17 protein-coding genes are annotated in these 20,782 nt (G+C 72.6%); 6 read left to right on the forward strand and 11 right to left on the reverse strand.

The annotated features are described in order from the left end of the window. The first annotated feature begins 28 nt into the window (after positions 1-28). Genes FB455_RS22440 through FB455_RS22455 form a run of 4 tightly spaced genes read left to right on the forward strand, consistent with a single transcriptional unit; the run spans position 29 to position 4,481 of the window. On the forward strand, positions 29-1,006 hold the full coding sequence (locus FB455_RS22440) for an ABC transporter ATP-binding protein (protein WP_041784646.1): 978 nt from the start codon (positions 29-31) through the stop codon (positions 1,004-1,006). Then, positions 1,003-2,037, forward strand: a complete 1,035-nt coding sequence (locus tag FB455_RS22445; protein ID WP_145754932.1) for an ABC transporter ATP-binding protein — start codon at positions 1,003-1,005, stop codon at positions 2,035-2,037. Before FB455_RS22440 ends, FB455_RS22445 begins: the two co-directional genes overlap by 4 nt. 11 nt (positions 2,038-2,048) lie before the next feature. Then, a complete protein-coding gene (locus FB455_RS22450) occupies positions 2,049-3,836 on the forward strand; it encodes a gamma-glutamyltransferase family protein (protein ID WP_145754933.1) in 1,788 nt (595 codons plus the stop codon). Between the two features lie 48 nt (positions 3,837-3,884). Next, entirely contained in the window at positions 3,885-4,481 is a 597-nt protein-coding gene (locus FB455_RS22455; protein ID WP_013286247.1) for a DUF6368 family protein, read from the forward strand. A gap of 46 nt (positions 4,482-4,527) precedes the next feature. Here FB455_RS22455 and sthA read toward each other — a convergent pair whose 3' ends face one another. Further along, a complete protein-coding gene (sthA, locus tag FB455_RS22460; protein WP_013286248.1) occupies positions 4,528-5,931 on the reverse strand; it encodes a Si-specific NAD(P)(+) transhydrogenase in 1,404 nt (467 codons plus the stop codon). A gap of 82 nt (positions 5,932-6,013) precedes the next feature. Here sthA and FB455_RS22465 point away from each other — a divergent pair, with 82 nt between their 5' ends. Continuing rightward, complete coding sequence (locus FB455_RS22465; RefSeq protein ID WP_145754934.1) at positions 6,014-7,492, forward strand: M1 family metallopeptidase; 1,479 nt, start codon at positions 6,014-6,016, stop codon at positions 7,490-7,492. Positions 7,493-7,537: 45 nt separating this feature from the next. Here the strand turns inward: FB455_RS22465 and FB455_RS22470 are convergent, their stop codons facing one another. Beyond that, positions 7,538-8,917 (reverse strand): carbohydrate-binding protein, encoded by a 1,380-nt coding sequence (locus tag FB455_RS22470; protein WP_145754935.1) that lies wholly within the window; start codon positions 8,915-8,917, stop codon positions 7,538-7,540. Between the two features lie 142 nt (positions 8,918-9,059). On the opposite strand from FB455_RS22470, the gene FB455_RS22475 reads away from it, so the two are divergent. Next, complete coding sequence (locus tag FB455_RS22475; RefSeq protein WP_013476852.1) at positions 9,060-10,304, forward strand: ROK family transcriptional regulator; 1,245 nt, start codon at positions 9,060-9,062, stop codon at positions 10,302-10,304. A gap of 26 nt (positions 10,305-10,330) precedes the next feature. Here the strand turns inward: FB455_RS22475 and FB455_RS22480 are convergent, their stop codons facing one another. From FB455_RS22480 to FB455_RS22520, 9 genes are all read right to left on the reverse strand, one after another. Beyond that, complete coding sequence (locus FB455_RS22480; RefSeq protein WP_030272351.1) at positions 10,331-11,743, reverse strand: GH1 family beta-glucosidase; 1,413 nt, start codon at positions 11,741-11,743, stop codon at positions 10,331-10,333. 36 nt (positions 11,744-11,779) lie between these two features. Then, a complete protein-coding gene (locus FB455_RS22485) occupies positions 11,780-12,787 on the reverse strand; it encodes an ABC transporter ATP-binding protein (protein WP_145754936.1) in 1,008 nt (335 codons plus the stop codon). Further along, a complete protein-coding gene (locus tag FB455_RS22490; RefSeq protein WP_030272348.1) occupies positions 12,784-13,866 on the reverse strand; it encodes an ABC transporter permease in 1,083 nt (360 codons plus the stop codon). The genes FB455_RS22485 and FB455_RS22490 overlap by 4 nt, the downstream gene beginning before the upstream one ends. Before the next feature lie 3 nt (positions 13,867-13,869). Continuing rightward, the gene (locus FB455_RS22495; RefSeq protein ID WP_013286255.1) at positions 13,870-14,847 is read right to left on the reverse strand and encodes an ABC transporter permease; all 978 of its coding nucleotides are present in this window, start codon (positions 14,845-14,847) and stop codon (positions 13,870-13,872) included. Beyond that, a complete protein-coding gene (locus tag FB455_RS22500; RefSeq protein WP_030272347.1) occupies positions 14,844-15,968 on the reverse strand; it encodes an ABC transporter ATP-binding protein in 1,125 nt (374 codons plus the stop codon). Before FB455_RS22500 ends, FB455_RS22495 begins: the two co-directional genes overlap by 4 nt. A gap of 87 nt (positions 15,969-16,055) precedes the next feature. Next, a complete protein-coding gene (locus FB455_RS22505; RefSeq protein ID WP_030272345.1) occupies positions 16,056-17,732 on the reverse strand; it encodes an ABC transporter substrate-binding protein in 1,677 nt (558 codons plus the stop codon). A gap of 115 nt (positions 17,733-17,847) precedes the next feature. Further along, a complete protein-coding gene (locus FB455_RS22510; RefSeq protein ID WP_030272344.1) occupies positions 17,848-18,906 on the reverse strand; it encodes a LacI family DNA-binding transcriptional regulator in 1,059 nt (352 codons plus the stop codon). 227 nt (positions 18,907-19,133) lie between these two features. Further along, the gene (locus tag FB455_RS22515; RefSeq protein WP_052166191.1) at positions 19,134-19,856 is read right to left on the reverse strand and encodes an FkbM family methyltransferase; all 723 of its coding nucleotides are present in this window, start codon (positions 19,854-19,856) and stop codon (positions 19,134-19,136) included. Positions 19,857-20,395: 539 nt separating this feature from the next. Then, positions 20,396-20,776 (reverse strand): YccF domain-containing protein, encoded by a 381-nt coding sequence (locus FB455_RS22520; protein ID WP_030272340.1) that lies wholly within the window; start codon positions 20,774-20,776, stop codon positions 20,396-20,398. Positions 20,777-20,782 lie beyond the last annotated feature (6 nt).

The following is a 20,782-nucleotide window of genomic DNA, read 5'->3' on the forward strand; positions in this document are numbered from 1 at the left end:
CATGCCGAGCCAGCGCCGGCACCCCACCATGACCGACTCGACGGTGCTGTCAGTGGACGACCTCACCGTCACCGTCGGCACCCGCCGCGGCCCGGTCCGTGCCGTCGCCGGGGTGTCCTGGCAGGTGCGGCAGGGGGAGACGTTCGCGCTGGTCGGCGAGTCCGGCAGCGGCAAGAGCATGACTCTGCTCGCCGCCACCGGCCTCGCCCCGCGCGCCGCCACAGTCACCGGCCGGGTCCGGCTGCTCGACACGGAGCTGACCGCGCTGCCCGACGACCGCCGCCGCAAGGTACGCGGCCGGCACGTCGGGTTCGTCTTCCAGGACCCGATGACCTCGCTCAACCCGGTGCTGCCGGTGGGCCGGCAGGTCACCGAGGCGGCCGAGGAGCACCTGGGGCTGACCCGCCGCGCCGCCCGCGACCGGGCGGTGGAGCTGCTGGAACTGGTGGGCATCCCGTCGGCCGCGCGGCGCGTCGACGCGTACCCGCACCAGTTCTCCGGCGGCATGCGCCAGCGCGTCGCCATCGCCATGGCGCTCGCCTGCGAGCCGGACCTGCTGATCGCCGACGAGCCGACCACCGCGCTCGACGTCACCACGCAGGCGCAGATCATCGAACTGGTCGCCGATCTCCAGGCCCGGCTGGGCACCGCCGTCGTCTGGGTCACCCACGACCTGGGCGTGGTCGCCGGCATCGCGGACACCGTCGCCGTCATGTACGGGGGACGCATCGTCGAGCAGGGCCCGGTCGACGCGGTGTTCGACACGCCCACGCACCCGTACACCCGGGCGCTGCTGGCGGCCCGGCCGGACCCGTCCCGACGGGGGGAGGACCTCGTGGCCATCCCCGGTTCGCCGCCGAGCCCGCTGGACCTGCCCCCGGGCTGCGCGTTCTGGCCGCGATGCCCGGTACGCGCCGATCCCCGCTGCGAGCACGAGCTGCCCCCGCTGACGCCGGTCGGCGACGGGCACACGGTCCGCACCTTCTACCGTGGAGAGGCCGGATGAGCGCCGACACCCCGGACGTGGTCGCCGAGCTGGACGACCTGAAGGTGCACTTCCCGACCCCGGCCGGAACCGTCCGCGCGGTGGACGGCGTCAGTCTCGCCGTACGCCGGGGTGAGACGCTCGGGCTGGTCGGCGAGTCGGGCAGCGGCAAGTCCACAGCCGGTCTGGCGCTGCTGCGGCTGGTCGACCCGACCGCCGGGCGGGTCCGGGTGGCGGGCGAGGACGTGACCCGCTGGTCGCGCCGCCGTCTGCGCGCGACGCGGCGCCACGTCGCGATGGTGTTCCAGGACCCGCAGGCGTCGCTGGATCCACGCCGGACGGTCGGCGACAGCATCGCCGAGCCGCTGATCGTGCACCGGCTCGCCACGTCCGCCGCCGCCCGGCGGGCCCGGGTCGCCGAGCTGCTGGACCTGGTCGGCCTGCGCGCCGACACCGCGGGCCGCTATCCGCACGAGCTGTCCGGCGGCCAGCGCCAGCGCGTCGGCGTGGCCCGGGCGCTGGCCGGGGAGCCGGACCTGATCGTCCTGGACGAGCCGATCGCCTCGCTCGACCTGAGCGTGCAGGCGCAGATCATGAACCTGCTCCGGCACCTGCAACGCGACCTCGGGCTGACCTACCTGTTCATCGCGCACGACCTGGCCGCCGTCGAGCACATGAGCGACCGGATCGCGGTGATGTACCTGGGCCGCATCGTCGAGACCGGCCCACCCGAGCGGATCTACCGGCGCCCGGCGCACCCCTACACGGCCGCGCTGCTGTCGGCCGTGCCGGTGGCCGATCCGCGCGTCGAGCGGGAGCGCCGCCGGATCGTGCTCACCGGCGACATCCCCAGCCCGGTGGACCCGCCGAGCGGCTGCCGCTTCCGTACCCGATGCCCCCAGGCCCGCCCCGCGTGCGCCGAGACCGATCCGGCGCTCGCCGAGGTCGGCCCGGGCCACCACGCGGCGTGCCTGTTCCCGCTCGACGGCGAGCGCGACGGCGGCGTGGGGGAGGGCGCGACGACGCGCGCCGACGCCGCCGGCGCGGCGTAGGCTCACCGCCGATGACGTTCACCACCCGGCCCACGCTGCGCGGCACGTTCGGCATGGTCTCCTCCACGCACTGGCTCGCCAGCCAGTCCGCGATGGGCGTGCTGGAACGCGGCGGCAACGCCTTCGACGCCGCTGTCGCCGCCGGGTTCGTGCTGCACGTCGTGGAGCCGCACCTCAACGGCCCGGCCGGCGAGGTGCCCGCGATCCTCGCCACCGCGACCGACCCCACGCCACGGGTGCTCTGCGGCCAGGGACCGGCCCCGGCCGCCGCCACCGTGGCGCACTTCCGCTCGCTCGGCCTGGACCTCGTGCCCGGCGCCGGCCCGCTCGCCGCCGTGGTGCCGGGTGCTGTCGACGCCTGGCTCCTGCTGCTGCGCGACCACGGCACCCGCACGCTCGCCGAGGTGCTGGAACCGGCGATCGGCTACGCCGCCGCCGGCCACCCGCTCGTCGGCGCCGCCGGGCAGACCGTCGCGCGGGTCCGGTCGCTGTTCACCGACCACTGGCCGACCTCCGCGCACCTCTGGCTCCGCGACGGCCGTCCACCCGCGCCGGGGGAGATGGTCACCAACCCGGCGTACGCGGACACGCTGCGCCGCCTCGTCGACGCCGGACGGGCCGCCGGCACGGACCGCCAGGCGCAGATCGAGGCGGCCCGGCGCGCCTGGCGGGAGGGTTTTGTCGCCGAGGCGATCGACGCGTTCAGCCGGCTGCCGTTCCGCGACTCCAGCGGCCGCGCCCACGCCGGGCTGGTCACCGGCGACGACCTGGCCCGCTGGACTGCCACCTGGGAGGAGCCGGTCACGCTCGACTGGCACGGGCACACGATCGCCAAGACCGGATTCTGGGGCCAGGGCCCGGTGCTGCTGCAGACCCTCTCGATCCTGGACGCGCTCGACGACCCGGCCGTCTACGATCCGTCCAGTCTGGACGGTGTCCACGCGCAGGCCGAGGCGCTGAAGCTCGCGTTCGCCGACCGGGAGGCGTGGTACGGCGACACCGACGTCCCGGGCTCCGCGCTGCTGTCGGCCGGCTACGCCCGTTCGCGGGCCGCGCTGGTCGGCGACCGCGCCGACACGTCGTTGCGGCCCGGCAGCCCGGCGGGCGCGCCGCCCCGGCTGCCGTCGCACCTGCGCGCCGACCTGGACCGCCGGGCCGTCCCGCAGGACCCGAGCACCGGCGAACCCACGGTACGGGCCGACGGCGTGACCCGCGGCGACACCTGCCACGTCGACGTGGTGGACCGGTGGGGCAACATCATCTCCGCCACGCCCAGCGGCGGCTGGCTGCAGAGTTCACCCGCCATCCCGGAACTGGGCTTCCCGCTCGGCAGCCGGTTGCAGATGTGCTGGCTGGAGGAGGGGCTCGGCTCGACGCTGCGGCCGGGCCGGCGCCCGCGTACCACGCTCAGCCCGACGCTCGTGCTCCGCGACGGCGAGCCGGTGATGGCCTGCGGCACGCCGGGCGGCGACCAGCAGGACCAGTGGCAGCTGCTGTTCCTGCTGCGGCACCTGGCCGGCGGGCAGGAGTTGCAGGAGGCGATCGACGCCCCCACGTGGCACACGACGAGCTTCCCGGCGTCGTTCTATCCGCGCGAGGTCGAGCCGGGCGTGCTGGTGCTGGAGGACCGGATCGACGGCGACGTGCTGGCGGGCCTGCGCGCCCGCGGCCACACCGTACGCCTGTCCGACCCGTGGAGCCTGGGCCGCATGTGCGCCGTGACCCGCGACCCGCGCACGGGGGTTCTCTCCGCGGCGGCCAACCCCCGAGGCGCCCAGGGCTACGCCACAGGCCGCTGACCCACCCTCCCCTGAGCGCGGCCGTGGGCGTACGGGCATGATGGGGCCGTGGCCGGGCCCTGTGTCGCAGTCCTGCTGCCCGATCCGTGGACCGCTTCGCATGTCGAACTGTTCCGGGTCTGGCTGGCGGAGGCGCTCACCAACCAGACCGGCGACTGGTGGCTGCTCCGAGAGCCGTCCCGCTTGGGCTGGCAGGCTGAGTCACCGGTTACCGGGCCGATGCTGGTCGAGCCGGATGACTGGGACGTGGAGGATCCGGACGAGGCAACATTTCTGGCGCGCGCCGCCGGGTTCCGGCCCGCGACAGAGGTCGTTCTGGCCTCGGCGACGAACGGCGTGGACGACCACCGGTTCCTGGCGCATCTCGCGGTAGCGATAGCGCACCGGTACGGCGGGCTGATCGATCTCACCGGTCCACTACCGGTCCCACCTCCGGCGAGAGTCCGCGTCCTCGATGCCGTCGAGGCCGGTACCGGGATCGAGGAGTGGTGGGCCGGATCCCGGGAGACCCTCAGGATGCTCGGCGGGGCATGGCACGAGATCCCCTACGTGGCCGCCGGTGGCACCCGGCACATCTACCACGTCGTCGAGCCCGATCTCCTGACAGTTTGGTTGACGCATCCACAATTTCGCATGGTGAAGTAGCGCGACGAGTCTGGCGACGTCGAGCCGGCCCAGGGAGAGGGCAGGGTCAGGTGTCGATCCGGGTGATGTTGCGGATCTTGTTGGCGGCGTCGAGGGCGGCCACCTTGTACGCCTCCGCCAGCGTCGGGTAGTTGAAGACGGCGTCCAGCAGGTAGTCGACGGTGCCGCCGCAACCCATCACGGCCTGCCCGATGTGGACGATCTCGGTGGCGCCCGTGCCGAACACGTGCACCCCGAGCAGCCGCCCGTCCTCGGGTGAGACCAGCAGTTTCAGCATGCCGTACGAGTCGCCGACGATCTGCCCCCGGGCCAGCTCCCGGTAGCGGGCGATGCCCACCTCGAACGGGACGGACGCATCCGTCAGCTCCTCCTCGGTCTTCCCGACGAAGCTGATCTCCGGAATGGTGTAGATGCCGATCGGTTGCAGGTCCGACATGCCGCGCGCCGGTTCGCCGCAGGCGTGCTGGGCGGCCAGCCGGCCCTGTTCCATCGAGGTGGACGCCAGCGCGGGGAAGCCGATCACGTCGCCGACGGCGTAGATGTTCTCGACGGTGGTGCGGTAGTCGGCGTCGACGGTGATCCGGCCCCGGTGGTCGGCGGTGAGCCCGGCCGCCTCCAGCGCGAGGTCGTCGGTCTGCCCCTGCCGCCCGGCCGAGTACATCACCGTGTCGGCAGCGATCTTCTTGCCGCTGCGCAGGACGCAGAGCGCGGCGCTGCGGTGCTTCTCCACGGCGGCCACCTCCTCGCCGAAGCGGAAGGTCACCGACAGGTCCCGCAGGTGGTACTTCAGGGATTCGACGATCTCCTCGTCGCAGAAGTCGAGCATCCGCGGGCGGCGCTCGACCACTGTCACCTTGGTGCCGAGCGCGGCGAACAGGGACGCGTACTCCATGCCGATCACCCCGGCGCCGACGACGACCATGCTGCGCGGTACGGCCTGGAGGTTGATGACGCCGTCGGAGTCGACGATCGTCCGGTCGTCGAAGTCGACGCTGTCCGGGCGGGCCGGGCGGGTGCCGGCGGCGATGACCGCCTTGTCGAAGCTGACCCGGGTCTCCCGGCCGGAGCCGGCGTCGACCCAGACGGAGTGGGCGTCGGCGAACCGGCCGGTGCCGGTGATCAGCGAGACCTTGTTGCGGGCCAGCTGGTTGCGGATGACGTCGGTCTGCCGGGTGATCACGTGCTGGGTGCGGGCGGCCAGGTCCGCGACGGTGATGTCCTCCTTGACCCGGTAGCTGCTGCCGTAGAGGTCGCGCTGACTCAGCCCGGTCAGGTAGAGGACCGCCTCGCGCAGCGTCTTGGAGGGCACGGTGCCGGTGTTGATGCACACCCCGCCGAGCATGTCGCGGCGGTCCACGATCGCGACGCGGCGGCCCAGCTTCGCCGCGGCGATCGCCGCCTTCTGTCCACTCGGCCCGGAGCCCAGCACCAGCAGGTCGTAGTCATACACGAGCGCCAGCCTCGCAGGGTCTCGCAACCCGCGCCAGCCGAGACGCCCCCACGAAGATCGATCACTGCCGTAGGGTGCGCTGATGCGCCGCCCCGTAATCCTGATCATGCTCCTCGTACCGTTGCTCGTCGCCGGGTGCACCACCGCTCCCGCCACCCCGGCCGCGACCCCCTCCGCCTCCACTCCGCCGAGCCCGACCGCGCCCGCCGTCGACTACGCCGCCTGGCAGGCGGGGCGGTCGACGCCGGTGGCCGACCCGGTCTATCCGGCCCGGGGCACCGACGCGCTGGACGTCCTGCACTACGACCTCGCGCTGGAGTGGGCGCCGTCGACCACCACCCTCACCGGCACCGCCACGCTGCGGATCCGGCCGGTGAAGGACGCGCCGAGCCTGGTTCTCGACTTCATGCCCTACCAGCTCGACAGCGTCACGCTGGACGGCGCTACGGTTCCCGGCGCGGTGGCGAAGGAGAAGCTGACCGTGTCCGCCCCGGTGGTGGCGGACGAGCCGGTGACCCTGGTGGTCACCTACCACGGCCGGCCGAAGACGACCCCGATGCCGTCGCACCGCAAGGACACCGAGGCCCTGGGTCTCACCGTCACCAAGGAGGGCGGCCTCTGGACCATGCAGGAGCCGTTCGGGGCGTTCACCTGGTACCCGGCGAACGACCAGCCGTCGGACGAGGCCCTCTACGACATCCGGGTGACAGTGCCGGCCGGCTGGTCCGCGATCGCCGGCGGCACGCCCGCCGGTCAGTCCGGCACCACGTTCAGCTACCGGAGCACCGACCCGGTCGCGACCTACCTGACCACGCTCGCGGTGGGGAAGTACCAGAAGCTGACCGCGGCGGGGCCGCGCGGCGTGCCGCTGACCTACTGGTACCGCAAGGGCGCGGACGACAAGCTGCTGCCGTACCTGAAGAAGTCCCCGCAGTACCTGGCCTGGCTGGAGAAGAAGTTCGGCCCGTACCCGTTCCCCTCCGGCGGCGTCGTGGTGGTGGACTCGGCGTCGGGCATGGAGACCCAGCAGATGATCACGATGGGCCGGAAGATCGAGAACACCACGGCCCGCCGGGACCGCTGGGGCAGCGACCTGCTGCACGAGTACGCCCACCAGTGGTTCGGCAACTCGGTCACGCCCACCACCTGGACGGACCTGTGGCTGAACGAGGGCTGGGCGAAGTACATCCAGGACCTGTACACCAAGGAGACGCTGAAGCTCAGCGAGGCCAGCCTGGACCGTTACCTGCGCGAGGGTGACGCCGTCCTGCGCAAGAAGCTGGGTCCGCCCGGCCGGCCCGATCCGAAGCGGTTCGCCGAGGGGAACGTCTACCTGTGCCCGGCGGCGATGCTGCGCGAGATCCACCGGACGGTCGGCGACGCGGCGTTCTTCGCGCTGGCCCGCGCCTGGGTCCAGGAGCAGCGCAACACGCCGCAGGACCGGGCCTCGTTCATCGCCTTCGTCAACAAGCAGACCGGCCGCGACTTCACCGCGCTGATCAACGCCTGGCTGGACTCCCCGACCACGCCGAAGAAGATCACCCCGAAGAAGATCGGCTGACCCGGCGCGGGGCCCCGCCCGTCCGGCGGGGCCCCGCGCCGCGTCTCAGCGGCCCTGGAGCGAGCGGACGTTGTCGGCGAACGTCCAGCCCTTCGAGCCGTCCCAGTTGACCGACCAGGTCATCAGGCCCTTGAGCCGGCCCTGGTAGGTGTTCCACGCCTGGGCCACCAGCGCCGGGCTCATGTAGCCGCCGCCGGCGCCGACCTGCGCGGGCAGCCCGGGGACCTGCCGGTCGAGCGGTACGCGGATGGTGGTGCCCTGCACGACCAGGCCGGCGTCGAGGCAGTTGGTCTGCGCGACGAAACCGGCCACGGCGCCGGCCGGGTACGAGTCACCGGCGCAGCCGTACATCGAGCCGTTGTAGTACTGCATGTTCAGCCACCACAGCCGCCCGTTGTCGGCGTACTTCTTGACGATCGGCAGGTACGCGCCCCAGATCGAGCCGTAGGTGACGCTGCCGCCGGTGACGTACGCGGTCTCCGGCGCCATGGTGAGCCCGAAGCCGGCCGGCATCTGGGCCAGCACCCCGTCGATGATCCGGATCAGGTTGGCCTGCGAGGGGGAGAGCTGGTTGATGTTCCCGCTGCCGGTCAGGCCGGTCTCGATGTCGATGTCGATGCCGTCGAAGTTGTGCCGCTTGAGGATCGGCACGACGGTGGCGACGAACCGGTCGGCCACCGCGCTGGAGCTGAGGTCGATGCCGGCGGTGGCGCCGCCGATGGACAGCAGCACTGTGAGCCCGGCGGCCTTGGCCTGGCACACCTGCGCCGGGGTGGGCACCTTGACGCCGGCGTCCATGCCGTCCTCCCAGAGCGCGGTGCCGTCGGCGCGGATGACCGGGAACGCTGCGGTCACCACGTTGTAGCCGTGCCCGGTGATCCGGGAGTCGGTGATCGGGATCCAGCCGAGGCCGGGGTGTACGCCGTTCGCGGCGCCGTCCCAGTTCTCCCAGTAGCCCTGGAGCACCTTGCCGGACGGCCGGGACCGCAGCGCGCAGGTGTCTCCGCCCGGCGTGGTCGGGCTGGACGACACAGTGGGCGTGGGCGTCGGCGTCCGCGTGGGGGAGGCGGTCGGGGAAGGGGAGGCGGTGGGGGAGGGCGACGGCGGCCGGGTGGTGGGGCTCGGCGACGGCGTGCCGCCGGTGCAGGCGCCGAGGTCGGTCCAGAGCGCCGGTACGGCGGCCGGGTTCCAGCCCGCGCCGGCGGGCGGGGTGTGCGTGACGAGCGCCTGGTAGAGCCGGCCGTTATAGGTCACCCGGCTGCCGGCGGTCCAGGTGACGCCCTCGGCCCAGGCCGGCGCGTCACAGGCGACGAGCGCGCCGACGGCGCGGGCCGGTGTGGCGGCGGTGGCGGGCAGGGCGGCAGCGGTGGCGGCGAGCAGCGCGACGCCACCGAGCAGAGCGGTCATCCCACGTCCGAGTCGCATGACATACCTCCTCATCGATGCGCCGGAGGTTATCAGTTAACTTTGTTAAGTGTAAATGCGGCGTACCCTGTCACCACCCCGTTCAGGGCGTGAAGCAGGAACGAAAGCCGCCCGCGGGCGGCCGGGAAGGACGGCGGCGGACGTGGACGCCAGACGCACCACGGTGCGCGACATGCGCCGGGCCAACCGGTCGGTCCTGCTGACCCGGATCTGGCTGGACGGCCCGCTCAGCCGGCACGAGCTGGGCCAGTCCACGGCGCTCAGCCTGGCCAGCGTCAGCAACCTGGTCGGTGAGATGATCAACGAGGGCCTGGTCGAGGAGGCCGGCTCGGTCGAGTCCGACGGCGGCCGCCCCCGCGTGCTGCTGCGCGTCGCGCCCGGCTACGGCTACCTGGTCGGCGCCGACGTCGGCGAGACCCGGGTCCAGGTGGAGTTGTTCGACCTGAGCATGACCGCGCTGGCGAAGGCGGAGTACCCGATCGCCGCGGCCGACCCCGACCCCGAGCAGGTCGCCGCGCACCTGCGTCACGGCCTCGCCGCTGTCACCGAGCAGGCGGGCGTCGACCCGGCCGCGGTCCTCGGCTTCGGCGTCGCCGTCGCCGGCACCGTCGAGCGCACCGCCGACGCCGTGGTGCACGCCCAGACGCTCGGCTGGGACGGCGTGCCGCTCGGCGCGATGCTGCGCGCCGGCACCGACGTACCTGTGCACGTGGACAACGGCGCGAAGACGCTCGGCCAGGCCGAGATGTGGTTCGGCGCCGGCCGCGGCGTCCGGCACGCGGTGGTCGCCCTGGTCGGCTCCGGCGTCGGTGCGAGCGTGGTCGCCGACGGCGTCGGCTACCGCGGCGCGCACAGCAGCGCCGGGGAGTGGGGCCACACCACAATCGTGTACGGGGGCCGCCGCTGCCGCTGCGGCAACCTCGGCTGCCTGGAGGCGTACGTCGGGGCGGAGGCGGTGCTGGACCGGTTCCGCCAGGCCAACCGGGGCCGCCCGGCACCCGGCGCGGACGAGGAGACCGCCTTCGGTGAGCTGCTGCGCTCCACCGGCAGCACCGCCGCGAAGGTGATCGACGAGACGGTCGGCTACCTGGGCGCCGGGGTGGCGAACCTGGTCAACCTGTTCAACCCGGAGCGGGTGGTGCTCGGCGGCTGGGCCGGGCTGGCCCTGGGCGAACGGCACCTGCCCGCGATCCGCGAGGCCACCGCGCGGCACGCGCTGCGGCAGCCGTACGCGCAGACCTCGATCGAGCTGTGCCGGCTCGGACCGGACGCGGTCGCGATGGGCGCGGCCACCCTGCCGATGACCCGGCTGCTGCGCGACGGCGGCGTGGCCCGCGACCCGGCCGCCCGCCCGGTTCCGGCGTGGGGGCAAGGCCGGCGTCACTGACCGGCCCGGCCCCCCACGCCGCGGCGTCAGCGCTGCCCGCGGACCCGCCGCACGGTGTCCCGGTACCACAGCGCGCTGCGCTTGGGGGTGCGGCGCTGCGTGTCGTAGTCGACCCGGACGATGCCGAACCGCTTGTCGTAGCCGTACGCCCACTCGAAGTTGTCCAGCAGCGACCAGGCGAAGTAGCCGCGCACGTCGGCGCCGGCCGTCCGCGCCCGGGCCACCGCCCGCAGGTGCTCGGTGAGGTAGCCGACCCGGTCGTCGTCGGCGACGAACCCGTCGGCGTCCGGCGTGTCGTCGAACGCGGCGCCGTTCTCGGTGATCACCATGGGCGTGCCCGGGTAGTCGCGGTGCAGGCGCACCAGCAGGTCGGTGAAGGACTCCGGCACGATCTCCCAGTCCATCGCGGTACGCGGCAGGTCGCGGCGGACCACCCGGCGTACCGGCTTGCCCTCGTCGTCGCGGTCCCGGCCCTGCTCGTCCACGCCGGAGTGCAGCTGCCCGAAGTAGTAGTTGACCCCGAGTACGTCGATCGGGGTGGCGATGACGTCCAGGTCGCCGTCCTCGACCGGGATACGTACCCCCTCGGCGGCCAGGTCCGCGATCACGTCCTGCGGGTACGCCCCGCGCAGCACCGGGTCGAGGTAGAGCCGGTTGGCCAGCCCGTCGGCGGCCCGCGCGGCGTCCCGGTCCGCCGCGCTGTCGGTGGCCGGGTCGGCGGTGGACAGGTTCAGCGTCAGGCCCAGCTCGATCGGGGAGCGGGCCGCCTCGCGCAGCCGCCGCGTCGCCAGCCCGTGCCCGAGCAGCAGGTGGTGGGCCGCGGCGATGCCGTCGCCCAGGTTCCGCCGCCCCGGGGCGTGGTCGCCGTAGGCGTACCCGAGCATCGCCGAGCACCACGGCTCGTTGAGCGTGGTCCAGGTGCGGACCCGGTCGCCGAGCGCGGCGAAGACCAGCTCCGCGTAGTCGGCGAACCGGTACGCGGTGTCCCGGTTCGGCCAGCCGCCCGCGTCCTCCAGCTCCTGCGGCAGGTCCCAGTGGTACAGCGTCACCCACGGCTCGACGCCCCGGCCGAGCAGCTCGTCCACCAGCCGGTCGTAGAAGGCCAGCCCGGCCACGTTCGCCGGGCCGCGCCCGCCGGGCTGCACCCGGGGCCAGGCCACCGAGAACCGGTACGTGTCCAGTCCCAGGTCGGCGATGAGCGCGACGTCCTGCGGCATCCGGTGGTAGTGGTCGCACGCCACGTCGCCGTTGTCGCCGTTCGCCACAGCGCCCGGCACCCGGCAGAACGTGTCCCAGATGGACGGGGTGCGGCCGTCGGAGGCCACCGCGCCCTCGATCTGGTACGACGACGTCGCCACCCCCCACCGGAAGGTCGGCGGCAGCGTGTCGATCGGGTCCGCGCCGGCGACTGACGACGGGCGGGTGAGGTCGGTGTCCATGGTTCTCCTCGCAGGTAGCGGGTGGTGTCGGGCGGGTCAGCGGGACAGGGGCGCGACGGCCGGGTGCAGCCGGCACGCGACGGCCCGCGCCGGGTCGTCGACGCGCGGGGCGCCGAGCACCGGCACCTGCTCGTCGCACCCGTCGAACGCCTTCGGGCAGCGGGGGTGGAACGCGCAGCCGGACGGCATGGCGCGCAGGTCCGGCGGGGAGCCGGGGATGCCGGTCAGCTCGCGGCGCGGCCCGTGCAGCGCCGGGAACGAGTGCAGCAACCCCTCGGTGTACGGGTGCAGCGGTTCCCGGTACAGCCGGGTGGCGGGCGCCTCCTCGACGATCCGCCCGCCGTACATGATCGCGATCCGGTCGGAGAACTCGACCAGCAGCGACAGGTCGTGGGTGATGAACAGCACCGCGAAGCCGAGGCGTTCGCGCAGCTCGGCGAGCTGGCCGAGGATCTGCCGCTGCATCACCACGTCCAGCGCGGTGGTCGGCTCGTCCATGATGACCACCTGCGGTTCCAGCGCCAGCGCCATCGCGATCATGACCCGTTGCCGCATGCCGCCGGAGAGCTGGTGCGGGTAGCTGTCCAGCCGGTCGGCGGAGATGCCGACCAGGCGCAGCAGCTCCTTGGCCCGGGCCGACCGGCTCGCCGACGTGCTCCTGCGCTCGTGTGCCCGGATCACGTCGAGCAGCTGCGTGGAGACCTTGTGCACCGGGTTGAGCGAGTTCATCGCGCCCTGGAACACGATCGACGTCTCCGCCCAGCGGAACTCGCGCAGCTTCGCCGGGCTGAGCGTGAGCACGTCGACCGGCGGGCCGTCGCCCGGGTGGTAGATGACCTGGCCGCCGCTGACCACGCCGGGCGGGGGCAGCAGCCGGGTCAGCCCGTACGCGAGCGTGGACTTGCCGCTGCCGCTCTCCCCGGCCAGGCCGAGCACCTCGCCGCGGTGCAGCGTCAGGTCGACGTCGCGGACCGCGCGGACCGCGTCCGCGTCGACGCCGTAGTCGACGCACAGGCCGCGGATCTCCAGCACCTGGTCGCTCATGCGCGCTTCCCTCTCTCGTCGGCGGGCGGCCTGACGGCGTCGGCGGGCGGCCGGCCGTCGGCGTCGCGCGCCTGCATCGGCACCGACGCGGTGACCGGCGCGAGCACCGGGGTGAACCCGACGCGCATCGCGACGACGCGACCGTCGGCGGTACGGATGCGGGTCCGGCCGCCGGTGCGCAGCCGCGGGCTCACGAACTCGTCGATGCCGAAGTTGATCAGCGCCAGCGCGGTGCCGAGCAGCGCGATGGCCAGCCCGGCCGGGACGAACCACCACCAGGCGCCCTGCGCCAGGGCCTGCTGTCCCTGCGCCCAGAACAGGATCGTGCCCCAGTTCCACGACGTCATCGACGAGATGCCGATGAACGCCAGGGTGATCTCCGACATCACCGCGAAGATGACGGTGCCGACGAAGCCGGAGGCGATGATCGCGGTCAGGTTCGGCAGGATCTCGAAGCCGATGATCCGCCAGGTCCGCTCGCCGGTGGCGCGGGCGGCCTCGACGTAGTCGCGGCGGCGCAACGACAGCGTCTGCGCGCGCAGCACCCGGGCGCCCCACGCCCACGAGGTGAGGCCGATGATGAGCGCCACGAGCATGTCGCCGGCCTGGTCGACCAGGGACGTGACGATGATGATCAGCGGCAGCGCCGGGATCACCAGGAACACGTTCGACACCGCCGACAGGCCCTCGTCGGCCGCGCCGCCCAGATAGCCGGAGGTCACGCCGATGAGGATGGACAGGATCGTGGCGAGCACGCCGGCGATCAGGCCCACCACCATGACGCTGCGCGCGCCGACCAGGATCTGGCTGAAGATGTCCTGCCCGAGGTGGGTGGTGCCGAACCAGTGCCGGGCCGAGGGCGCCTGGAGCACGTCGGCGCTGCGCGCGTCCGGGTCGTACGGCGCGATCCACGGCCCGATCACCGCCAGGAGCACGTACACCCCGAGGACTGCCAGGCCGGTCGCGGCCTTGGCGTTGGCGACGAAGCGGAACCGGCGGCGGCGTGCCCGGGCCGACGGCTGCGCCATCGCCCCCTGGCCGGGGATGACCTGCTCGATGCTGGACGGGGAGAGTGTCATCGCTCAGCTCTTTCGGGTCCGCGGGTCGAGGAGCAGGTACGCCACGTCGGCGAGCAGGTTCGCCACCAGCACCGAGATCGTGATGATCAGGAAGATGCCCTGCATCAGCGGATAGTCCTTCGCGCCGACGGCCTGGAAGAGCTGGAACCCCAGACCCGGGTACGAGAAGACGATCTCCACGAGCAGCGTGCCGCCGACGATGAAGCCGAGCGACAACGCGAACCCGGACACGTTCGGCAGCAGCGCGTTGCGGGCGGCGTAGCTGAGCGCCACCCGGCGCTCGGACAGCCCCTTGGCGTGCGCCACGGTGATGTAGTCCTCGCTGGCGACAGTCACCATCATGTTGCGCATGCTGAGGATCCAGCCGCTCATCGACGACACCAGGATGGTCGCCGCGGGCAGGATGCTGTGCTGGATCGCGCTCGGCACGAAGTACGCGTCGAAGGCCGGCACCAGCCCCGGCTCGTAGCCGCCGGAGGAGGGGAAGAAGCTGCCCGGCCCGGCGAACAGCGCGATCGCGACCAGACCGAGCCAGAAGTACGGGATCGAGGACAGGAACGTGGTGGCCGGCAGCAGCCCGTCGATCCACGAGCCGCGCCGCCAGCCGGCGCCGACGCCGAGCGCGGTGCCGAGCAGGAAGCTGACGATCGTGGTGACGCCGACCAGGCCGACGGTCCACGGCAGGCTGTCGCCGATCACCTGCGACACCGGGGCGGGGAAGAACGTGAACGACAGCCCCAGGTCGCCGTGCAGGAGCTGCCCCCAGTAGGCGACGTACTGCTCCCACAGCGAGCGGTCGGAGTCCAGCCCGAACAGCACCCGCAGCGACGCGATCGCGTCGGCGCTGATCCGGCCCTGGTTGCGGGAGATCAGCGACTGTACGGGGTCGCCGGGCACCATCCGCGGGATGAAGAAGTTGAGCGTGATCGCCGCCCAGGCGGTGAACAGGTAGAAGGCCACCCGTTGCAGCAGGAATCTCACCGGGCCGCCTCCGTTCCGGCCTGCTCCGCGTTCTCCGGCTTCTCCGCGTTCGCAGGCTTCTCCGTGGCGACGGTGTCCGCGTCGTACAGCCAGCACGCCGCCCAGTGGCCCGGCGCGTCGTCGACCGGGATCGGCGGCGGCAGGTCAGTGGCGCAGCGCGGCATGGCCGCCGGGCAGCGCGGGTGGAACCGGCATCCGGCCGGCGGGCGGATCAGGCTGGGCGGCTCGCCGTGACCCCGCTCGCCCGCCGCCGCGCCGTCGCCGCCCGCGCCGGTGATCCGCTCCGGGTCCGGCGCCGATTCGATGAGCAACCGGGTGTACGGGTGGGCCGGGCGCTGGGTGACCGTCTCGCTGTCGCCGCCCTCGACCATCCGCCCGGCGTACATGACGATCGTCTCGTCGGCGAAGTAGCGGGCCGAGGCGATGTCGTGGGTGATGTAGAGGATGGCCAGGTCGAGCCGGTCCTTGAGGTCCTGGAGCAGGTTGAGCACGCCGAGGCGGATCGACACGTCGAGCATGGACACCGGCTCGTCGGCGAGCAGCACCTCGGGGTCGGCGCCGAGCGCCCGCGCGATCGCCACCCGCTGGCGCTGCCCGCCGGACAGCTCGTGCGGGAACGCGTCGAGGTAGCGCTCCGGCGGGGTGAGCGCGACCCGGGTCAGCAGGCCGGCGAGCGCCTTCTCCAGCCCGTCCGGTCCGGTCCCGGCGTTGCCGTGGATGCGCAGCGACCGGGTCAGGTGGTAGCGGACCGTGTGCACGGGGTTCAGCGAGGCGAACGGGTCCTGGAGGATCAGCTGCACCCGGCGCACGTACGCCCGGAACCGGTGCCCGCCGCGTACCCGGGTCGAGCGGCCGTGCAGCCGGATGTCGCCGGCGGTACGCGGGTAGAGCTGGGCCAGCAGCCGGGCGACTGTGGACTTGCCGGAGCCGGACTCGCCGACGAGTGCCGTCACCCGGCCACGGCGCAGCGCGATCGATACGTCGTCGACGGCGTGCACCACCGCCGGGGTGCGGGAGAGGAGGTCACGCAGCCGCCGGCGGACGGGGAAGTGCTTGGTCAGGCCGACGGCCTCCAGCACCACCTCGTCGGCCGGCGCCGGTGCGCTCTCGGTCAACGTCATGCCGCATTCCTGTCTCAGGGTTGCCGAAGAGAGGGGCGGGCGCCGCCGGCCCGGCCGGGCGATCGTGGCCGGGCCGGCGGCGCCGGGTCAGCCGGCGACCGGCTTGAGGTGCAGCACCACGTCCACCGCGTTGGGCTGGGTGGGCTGGAGCGCGCCGTACGGGTTCGAGTCGTCCGGCCAGCCGGTCCAGTTCTTCGTGCTGTACGCGCCGCCGATGTTGTCCGCGCCGACCGGGATCATCGGCATCTGCTCGACGAAGATCTTCTGCAGGGTGGCCATCGCCGTGGTGCGGGTGGCGTCGTCGGTGGCGTTGGCGTACGACACCAGCGCGTCGGTGGCCTCCTTGCTCTGGAACCGGCCGAAGTTGCCCGCCGGGGAGGCGGTGCCGATCGGCTTGAGCACGCGGCCGTCCATGATGGTCCGGTAGATGTCGTACGGCGTGGCGCCGGACTCGGTCCACCGGAACGTGGCCTCGAAGTTGCCCTGCTCGACGTTGCGGAACCAGGCGTCCTGGTTGGCCTTGTCGATGGTCGCCGCGATGCCGATCTTCGCCAGGTTGCCCTTCACGATCTCCAGGCTGGTCTGGTAGTCGGACCAGCCGGCCGGGTCGGTGAGCCGGATCGTGACCGGCTTGCCGCTCTTGTCCTTGAGCGTGGTGCCGTCGAGCTTGTAGCCCGCGCCGGTGAGCAGCGCCTTGGCGCCCTCGACGTCGACCTTGTGCTCCTGGCCCTTGTACTCGGGCGCGATGAACGAGTCACCGGCTGGGCTGGGCAGGCCGGTCACGCTCTTGACCTCCGGGTGGAAGTAGCCGGCCTCGGCGGTGGTGAAGATGTCCGCCCGGTCGATCACCATGTTCATCGCCTTGCGCAGCGTCGGGTCGTCGAACGGCTTCTTCGTGGTGTTCACGTAGAGGCCGTGGATGCCCAGCACCGGCGGCGCCCACATCTTGTGGTTCTTCTGGTCCTTCGCCACGAACACGGTCTGGTAGTTCGGGATGAAGACGAAGCTCCACTCCGACTCGCCGTTCGCCAGCGCGGTGGTCTGCGCGCTGTTGTCCGTGTAGGACGTGTACCGCAGCTCCTTGACCTTCGGCGGGTCCTGCCAGTAGCCGCTGTCGCGCATGGAGAGCGTCGTGGTCGCCGGGGTGAACGACTTCAGCGTGTACGGGCCGCTGCCGACCGGCTGCTTCACCGGGTCGGTGGCCGGGTCGGCGATCTTCTCCCACAGGTGCTTCGGCACGATCGGCACCCGCCACAGCACCTTCTGCTGGTTGACGAACTGCGGGCTGGCCATCGAGATGGTGACCTCGTTGCCGCTGGCCACGGCGTCCGTGTACGGCACGCCCTGGTCGTTGAGGGCCGGGAACTTCTTCACCAGGTTGTAGGTGAACGCGACGTCCTCGGCGGTGACCTTCTGCCCGTCGGACCAGGTGGCGTTCTCCCGGATGGTCACCTTGACCGTCTTGTAGTCCGACGACCACTCGGCCTTGGTGGCGAGCCACGGCTTGAACGGCTCGGCCGGCTTGACCGGGTTCCACATCATCAGCGGCTCGTAGATCTGCCACCGGTAGCCGAGCGACGCGGCGGCCGAGGTGGTGAGGAACGGGTTGTTGTTCTCCGCCTGCGGGCCGTTGGGCATGCCGACGTTCAACACGGTCGCGGCCTGGCCGCTCTTCTTGTTCGCGTTCGGGCTGTCGCCGCAGGCGGCGGCGCCGGTGACCATCGCGCCGGCCAGCGCGAGGGCGAGGAGTTGCCGTCTTCTCATGGAGGTCTCCCTCGGTGGTCCCGCAGTCCTCGGGCGGGATGTGGTGGATGGAGGTGTGCGGTGGTGCCACCGGCGGGCGGGCCCGCCGGCGTGGTCGCCGGTACGGCGGGGTGGGTCAGGTGACGCGGACACCCGCCGGCTCCCGCGCGCCTGTCGAGTCCGGTGCGGTCGGGTCGCTCGTGGTCGTCGAGTCGCGGGCGGTGAAGCCGGTCGGGATGACGGTCGGGGTGTCCGGCAGCGGGGTGCCGGCGAGGTGGCCGATGAGCAGGCGGGCGGCGGCCGTACCCATCTCCCGCAGGGGTTGGCGCACCGAGCTCAGCGGCGGGTGGGTGTGCCCGGCCAGCGGGAGGTCGTCGAAGCCGACCACCGCCACGTCCTGCGGGACGCGCCGCCCGGCGTCGCGCAGCGCCTGCAACGCCCCGGCGGCCGACAGGTCGTTGTGGGCGAAGACGGCGTCGAACGGTACGCCGTCGGCGAGTAGCCGCCGTACCGCCGCGCGCCCGCACTCGAAGGTGAAGTCGCCCTCCACCACCCGGTCCGGCTCGATCGGTACGCCCGCGTCGGCGTAGGCGCCGGCGAACCCGGCGAGCCGTTCCCGGGTGCAGCCGAACCGGCGCAGGCCGGTGACGACGAGCGGCCGCCGCCGGCCGAGCGCCAGCAGGTGCGTGGCGGCGGCCCGCGCGCCTTCCTCGTTCGTGGTCCGCACCGACGGGAAGCCGGGCTGGTGGCCCCGGTCGTCGATGAGGATGACCGGCAGGCCGCGCCGGTGCAGCTCGGTGATGTAGTCGAGCGTCCCCTCCGGTTCGACCACGAGCAGGCCGTCGAACGACTTGGCCGAGACCTGGGAGGCGAACCGGCGCATCGACTCGTCGCCGTGGGTGCAGGTGAACAGCAGCATGCCGTAGCCGGCGGCCTCGACCACGTCGGCCGCGCCCTGGAGCACCTCGCCCATCCAGGGCCAGGTCAGCGCCGGGACCAGCATCCCGACCACCCGGGTACGCCCCCGGGCGAGGCCGACCGCGCGGGCGCTCGGCACGTACCCGAGGTCGCTGATCACGGCACGGACCCGGTCGGCGGTACGGACGTGCACCTCGCCCTTGCCGTTGAGCACCCGGGAGACCGTCGTCTTGCTCACCCCGGCGCGGGTGGCGACGTCGGCGATGGTGATCGGCACGTGACGCTCCCGGGTCGCAGGGATGAGCGGGGTGTTCGGAACCGGTTGCGGAAGCGGTTCCGTGGCAGTCAACCCAAGTGGCGCGGGTCACGTCAATCACAGACGGATAACGATGCACTGCTAAGTTCGAGGCCTGAAAAAAGTGTCCGGGCTGCGGCTCCGCCGATCACGGCGATGAGCAGGGTCGATGCCTCGTTCCTTCGTGCAGGGCGGTCCGAAGTGGACGCTCAGGGGCGGGCGTACACGTCGCCGGAGTTGGCCTCGTCCGGCAGCGTGCGCAGGTACGCGGCCACCTCGGCGGCCTGACGCCAGCCGGGCAGCGCGAACTCCATCTCGTCACCGATCGCCACGGTGAACCGGGTGAAGCCGAGCGCGGCGAGCCGGTCCAGGCAGCGCGCCGCCGCCACCCGGGCGATGGTGGTGAACTCGAACGACAACGCCGGAACCGGCCGGCTCAGCCCGGCCAGCACGGCGTCCTCGAAGCCCTCCACGTCGATCTTCACGAACGCCGGTACGCCGTACGCGGCCACGAGCGCGTCCAGCGTGGTGCCCGGCACCTCGATCTGGGCGTCCCAGATCTCGCCCGTCCAGCCGGGCGCGCCGTCGGCGGCACGGACGAACCCGGGGGAGGCGGTGGAGACGGTCGGGTTGGCCGAGTTCACGTGCAGTCGCACCGGCCCGGCGGTACGCCCGCACGCCGCCTCCACCACCGTCACGCCGTCGTCGTCCGTGTGCATCTCGCGCAGCACCCGGGCGCACAGCGGCTGCGGCTCGACCGCCACCACGCGCGCACCGAGACGGCGGAAGCTGCCGAGCCGGTCGCCCACGTGCGCGCCGACGTCGAAGACCAGGTCACCGGCGCGGACCAGCGGGGCGTAGAACGCGTCCAGGGCGGCGTCGCGCGCCGGGTCGCCGTGGTAGAAGTCCAGCGACCGGCGCAGACCGGACATCGCCGGGTCCGCCTTGAGCGTCTCGATCACCCCGTCCCGCACCCCTCCGACGCTAGCCAGCCGGGCGCGTCCCCGAGCGCCATTCGCGTCCCTTGAGCAATCACCCCATCCTCCTAGGACGCCGTAGAGATGGTGCGCTGCCCCGCGTCCGCTTCGCATCTCCGCGCGAGCAGTCAACGACGACCCAGCAGATCTTGGTACGAAACGGCCCCCATGAGGGCCGTTTCGTACCAAGATCGCCCGCAACCCCGGTGACCGGAACGCGGATCCCGCTCATCAGGACTCGCACTCGTTGCCCGAGGAGTGCTAACCACGGGTGGAACGTCATGGGTGTCAAACGAGGGCGGAGACACCCATGACGTTCCACCCGCTCGCGGGTCGCAGCGGACGCTAGGGGAGGGGCTGGGCGCGGCGAGGGCCGGCGGACAGGCAGGACGTCGATAGGGCAGCAGCTGTCCCGGCGTTCGCTCAGCTCCTACCGGCCACCAGGCTCGCCCGGCCCCGGCCCCGGCGCCCGCGCCGTCGGGGCCGGCATGTGGTTACGGGTTGTCGACGACCTCCTGGCCGAGCGGCCACAGCGCCGCCGGGACCAGCTTGAAGTTCGCCACCCCGAACGGGATGCCGATGATCGTCACGCAGAGCGCGATGCCGGCGAGGATGTGCGACAGCGCCAGCCACCAGCCGGCCAGCACCACCCAGAGCACGTTCGCCAGGCCGGAGGGCAGACCAGCACCCGGCTTGCGCACGATCGTGCGGCCGAACGGCCACAGCGAGTACGACGCCAGCCGCAGCGAGGCGACACCGAACGGGATGGTGACGACGAGGACGAAGCAGATCAGGGCGGCCACGCCGTAGCCCAGGGCCAGGACGAAGCCGCCGCCGAAGACGAGCCACAGCAGGTTCAGCAGAAAGCGGATCACCACTCC

It is taken from the genome of Micromonospora sp. CNZ296, assembly GCF_007827635.1.

What these genes read in the sequence shown, in the direction of transcription:
- FB455_RS22440 (WP_041784646.1), top strand. Translation starts at nt 29, where the DNA reads ATGACCGACTCGACGGTGCTGTCAGTGGACGACCTCACCGTCACCGTC.
- FB455_RS22445 (WP_145754932.1), top strand. Translation starts at nt 1,003, where the DNA reads ATGAGCGCCGACACCCCGGACGTGGTCGCCGAGCTGGACGACCTGAAG.
- FB455_RS22450 (WP_145754933.1), top strand. Translation starts at nt 2,049, where the DNA reads ATGACGTTCACCACCCGGCCCACGCTGCGCGGCACGTTCGGCATGGTC.
- FB455_RS22465 (WP_145754934.1), top strand. Translation starts at nt 6,014, where the DNA reads ATGCGCCGCCCCGTAATCCTGATCATGCTCCTCGTACCGTTGCTCGTC.
- FB455_RS22470 (WP_145754935.1), bottom strand. Translation starts at nt 8,917, where the DNA reads ATGCGACTCGGACGTGGGATGACCGCTCTGCTCGGTGGCGTCGCGCTG.
- FB455_RS22480 (WP_030272351.1), bottom strand. Translation starts at nt 11,743, where the DNA reads ATGGACACCGACCTCACCCGCCCGTCGTCAGTCGCCGGCGCGGACCCG.
- FB455_RS22485 (WP_145754936.1), bottom strand. Translation starts at nt 12,787, where the DNA reads ATGAGCGACCAGGTGCTGGAGATCCGCGGCCTGTGCGTCGACTACGGC.
- FB455_RS22490 (WP_030272348.1), bottom strand. Translation starts at nt 13,866, where the DNA reads ATGACACTCTCCCCGTCCAGCATCGAGCAGGTCATCCCCGGCCAGGGG.
- FB455_RS22500 (WP_030272347.1), bottom strand. Translation starts at nt 15,968, where the DNA reads ATGACGTTGACCGAGAGCGCACCGGCGCCGGCCGACGAGGTGGTGCTG.
- FB455_RS22505 (WP_030272345.1), bottom strand. Translation starts at nt 17,732, where the DNA reads ATGAGAAGACGGCAACTCCTCGCCCTCGCGCTGGCCGGCGCGATGGTC.
- FB455_RS22515 (WP_052166191.1), bottom strand. Translation starts at nt 19,856, where the DNA reads ATGTCCGGTCTGCGCCGGTCGCTGGACTTCTACCACGGCGACCCGGCG.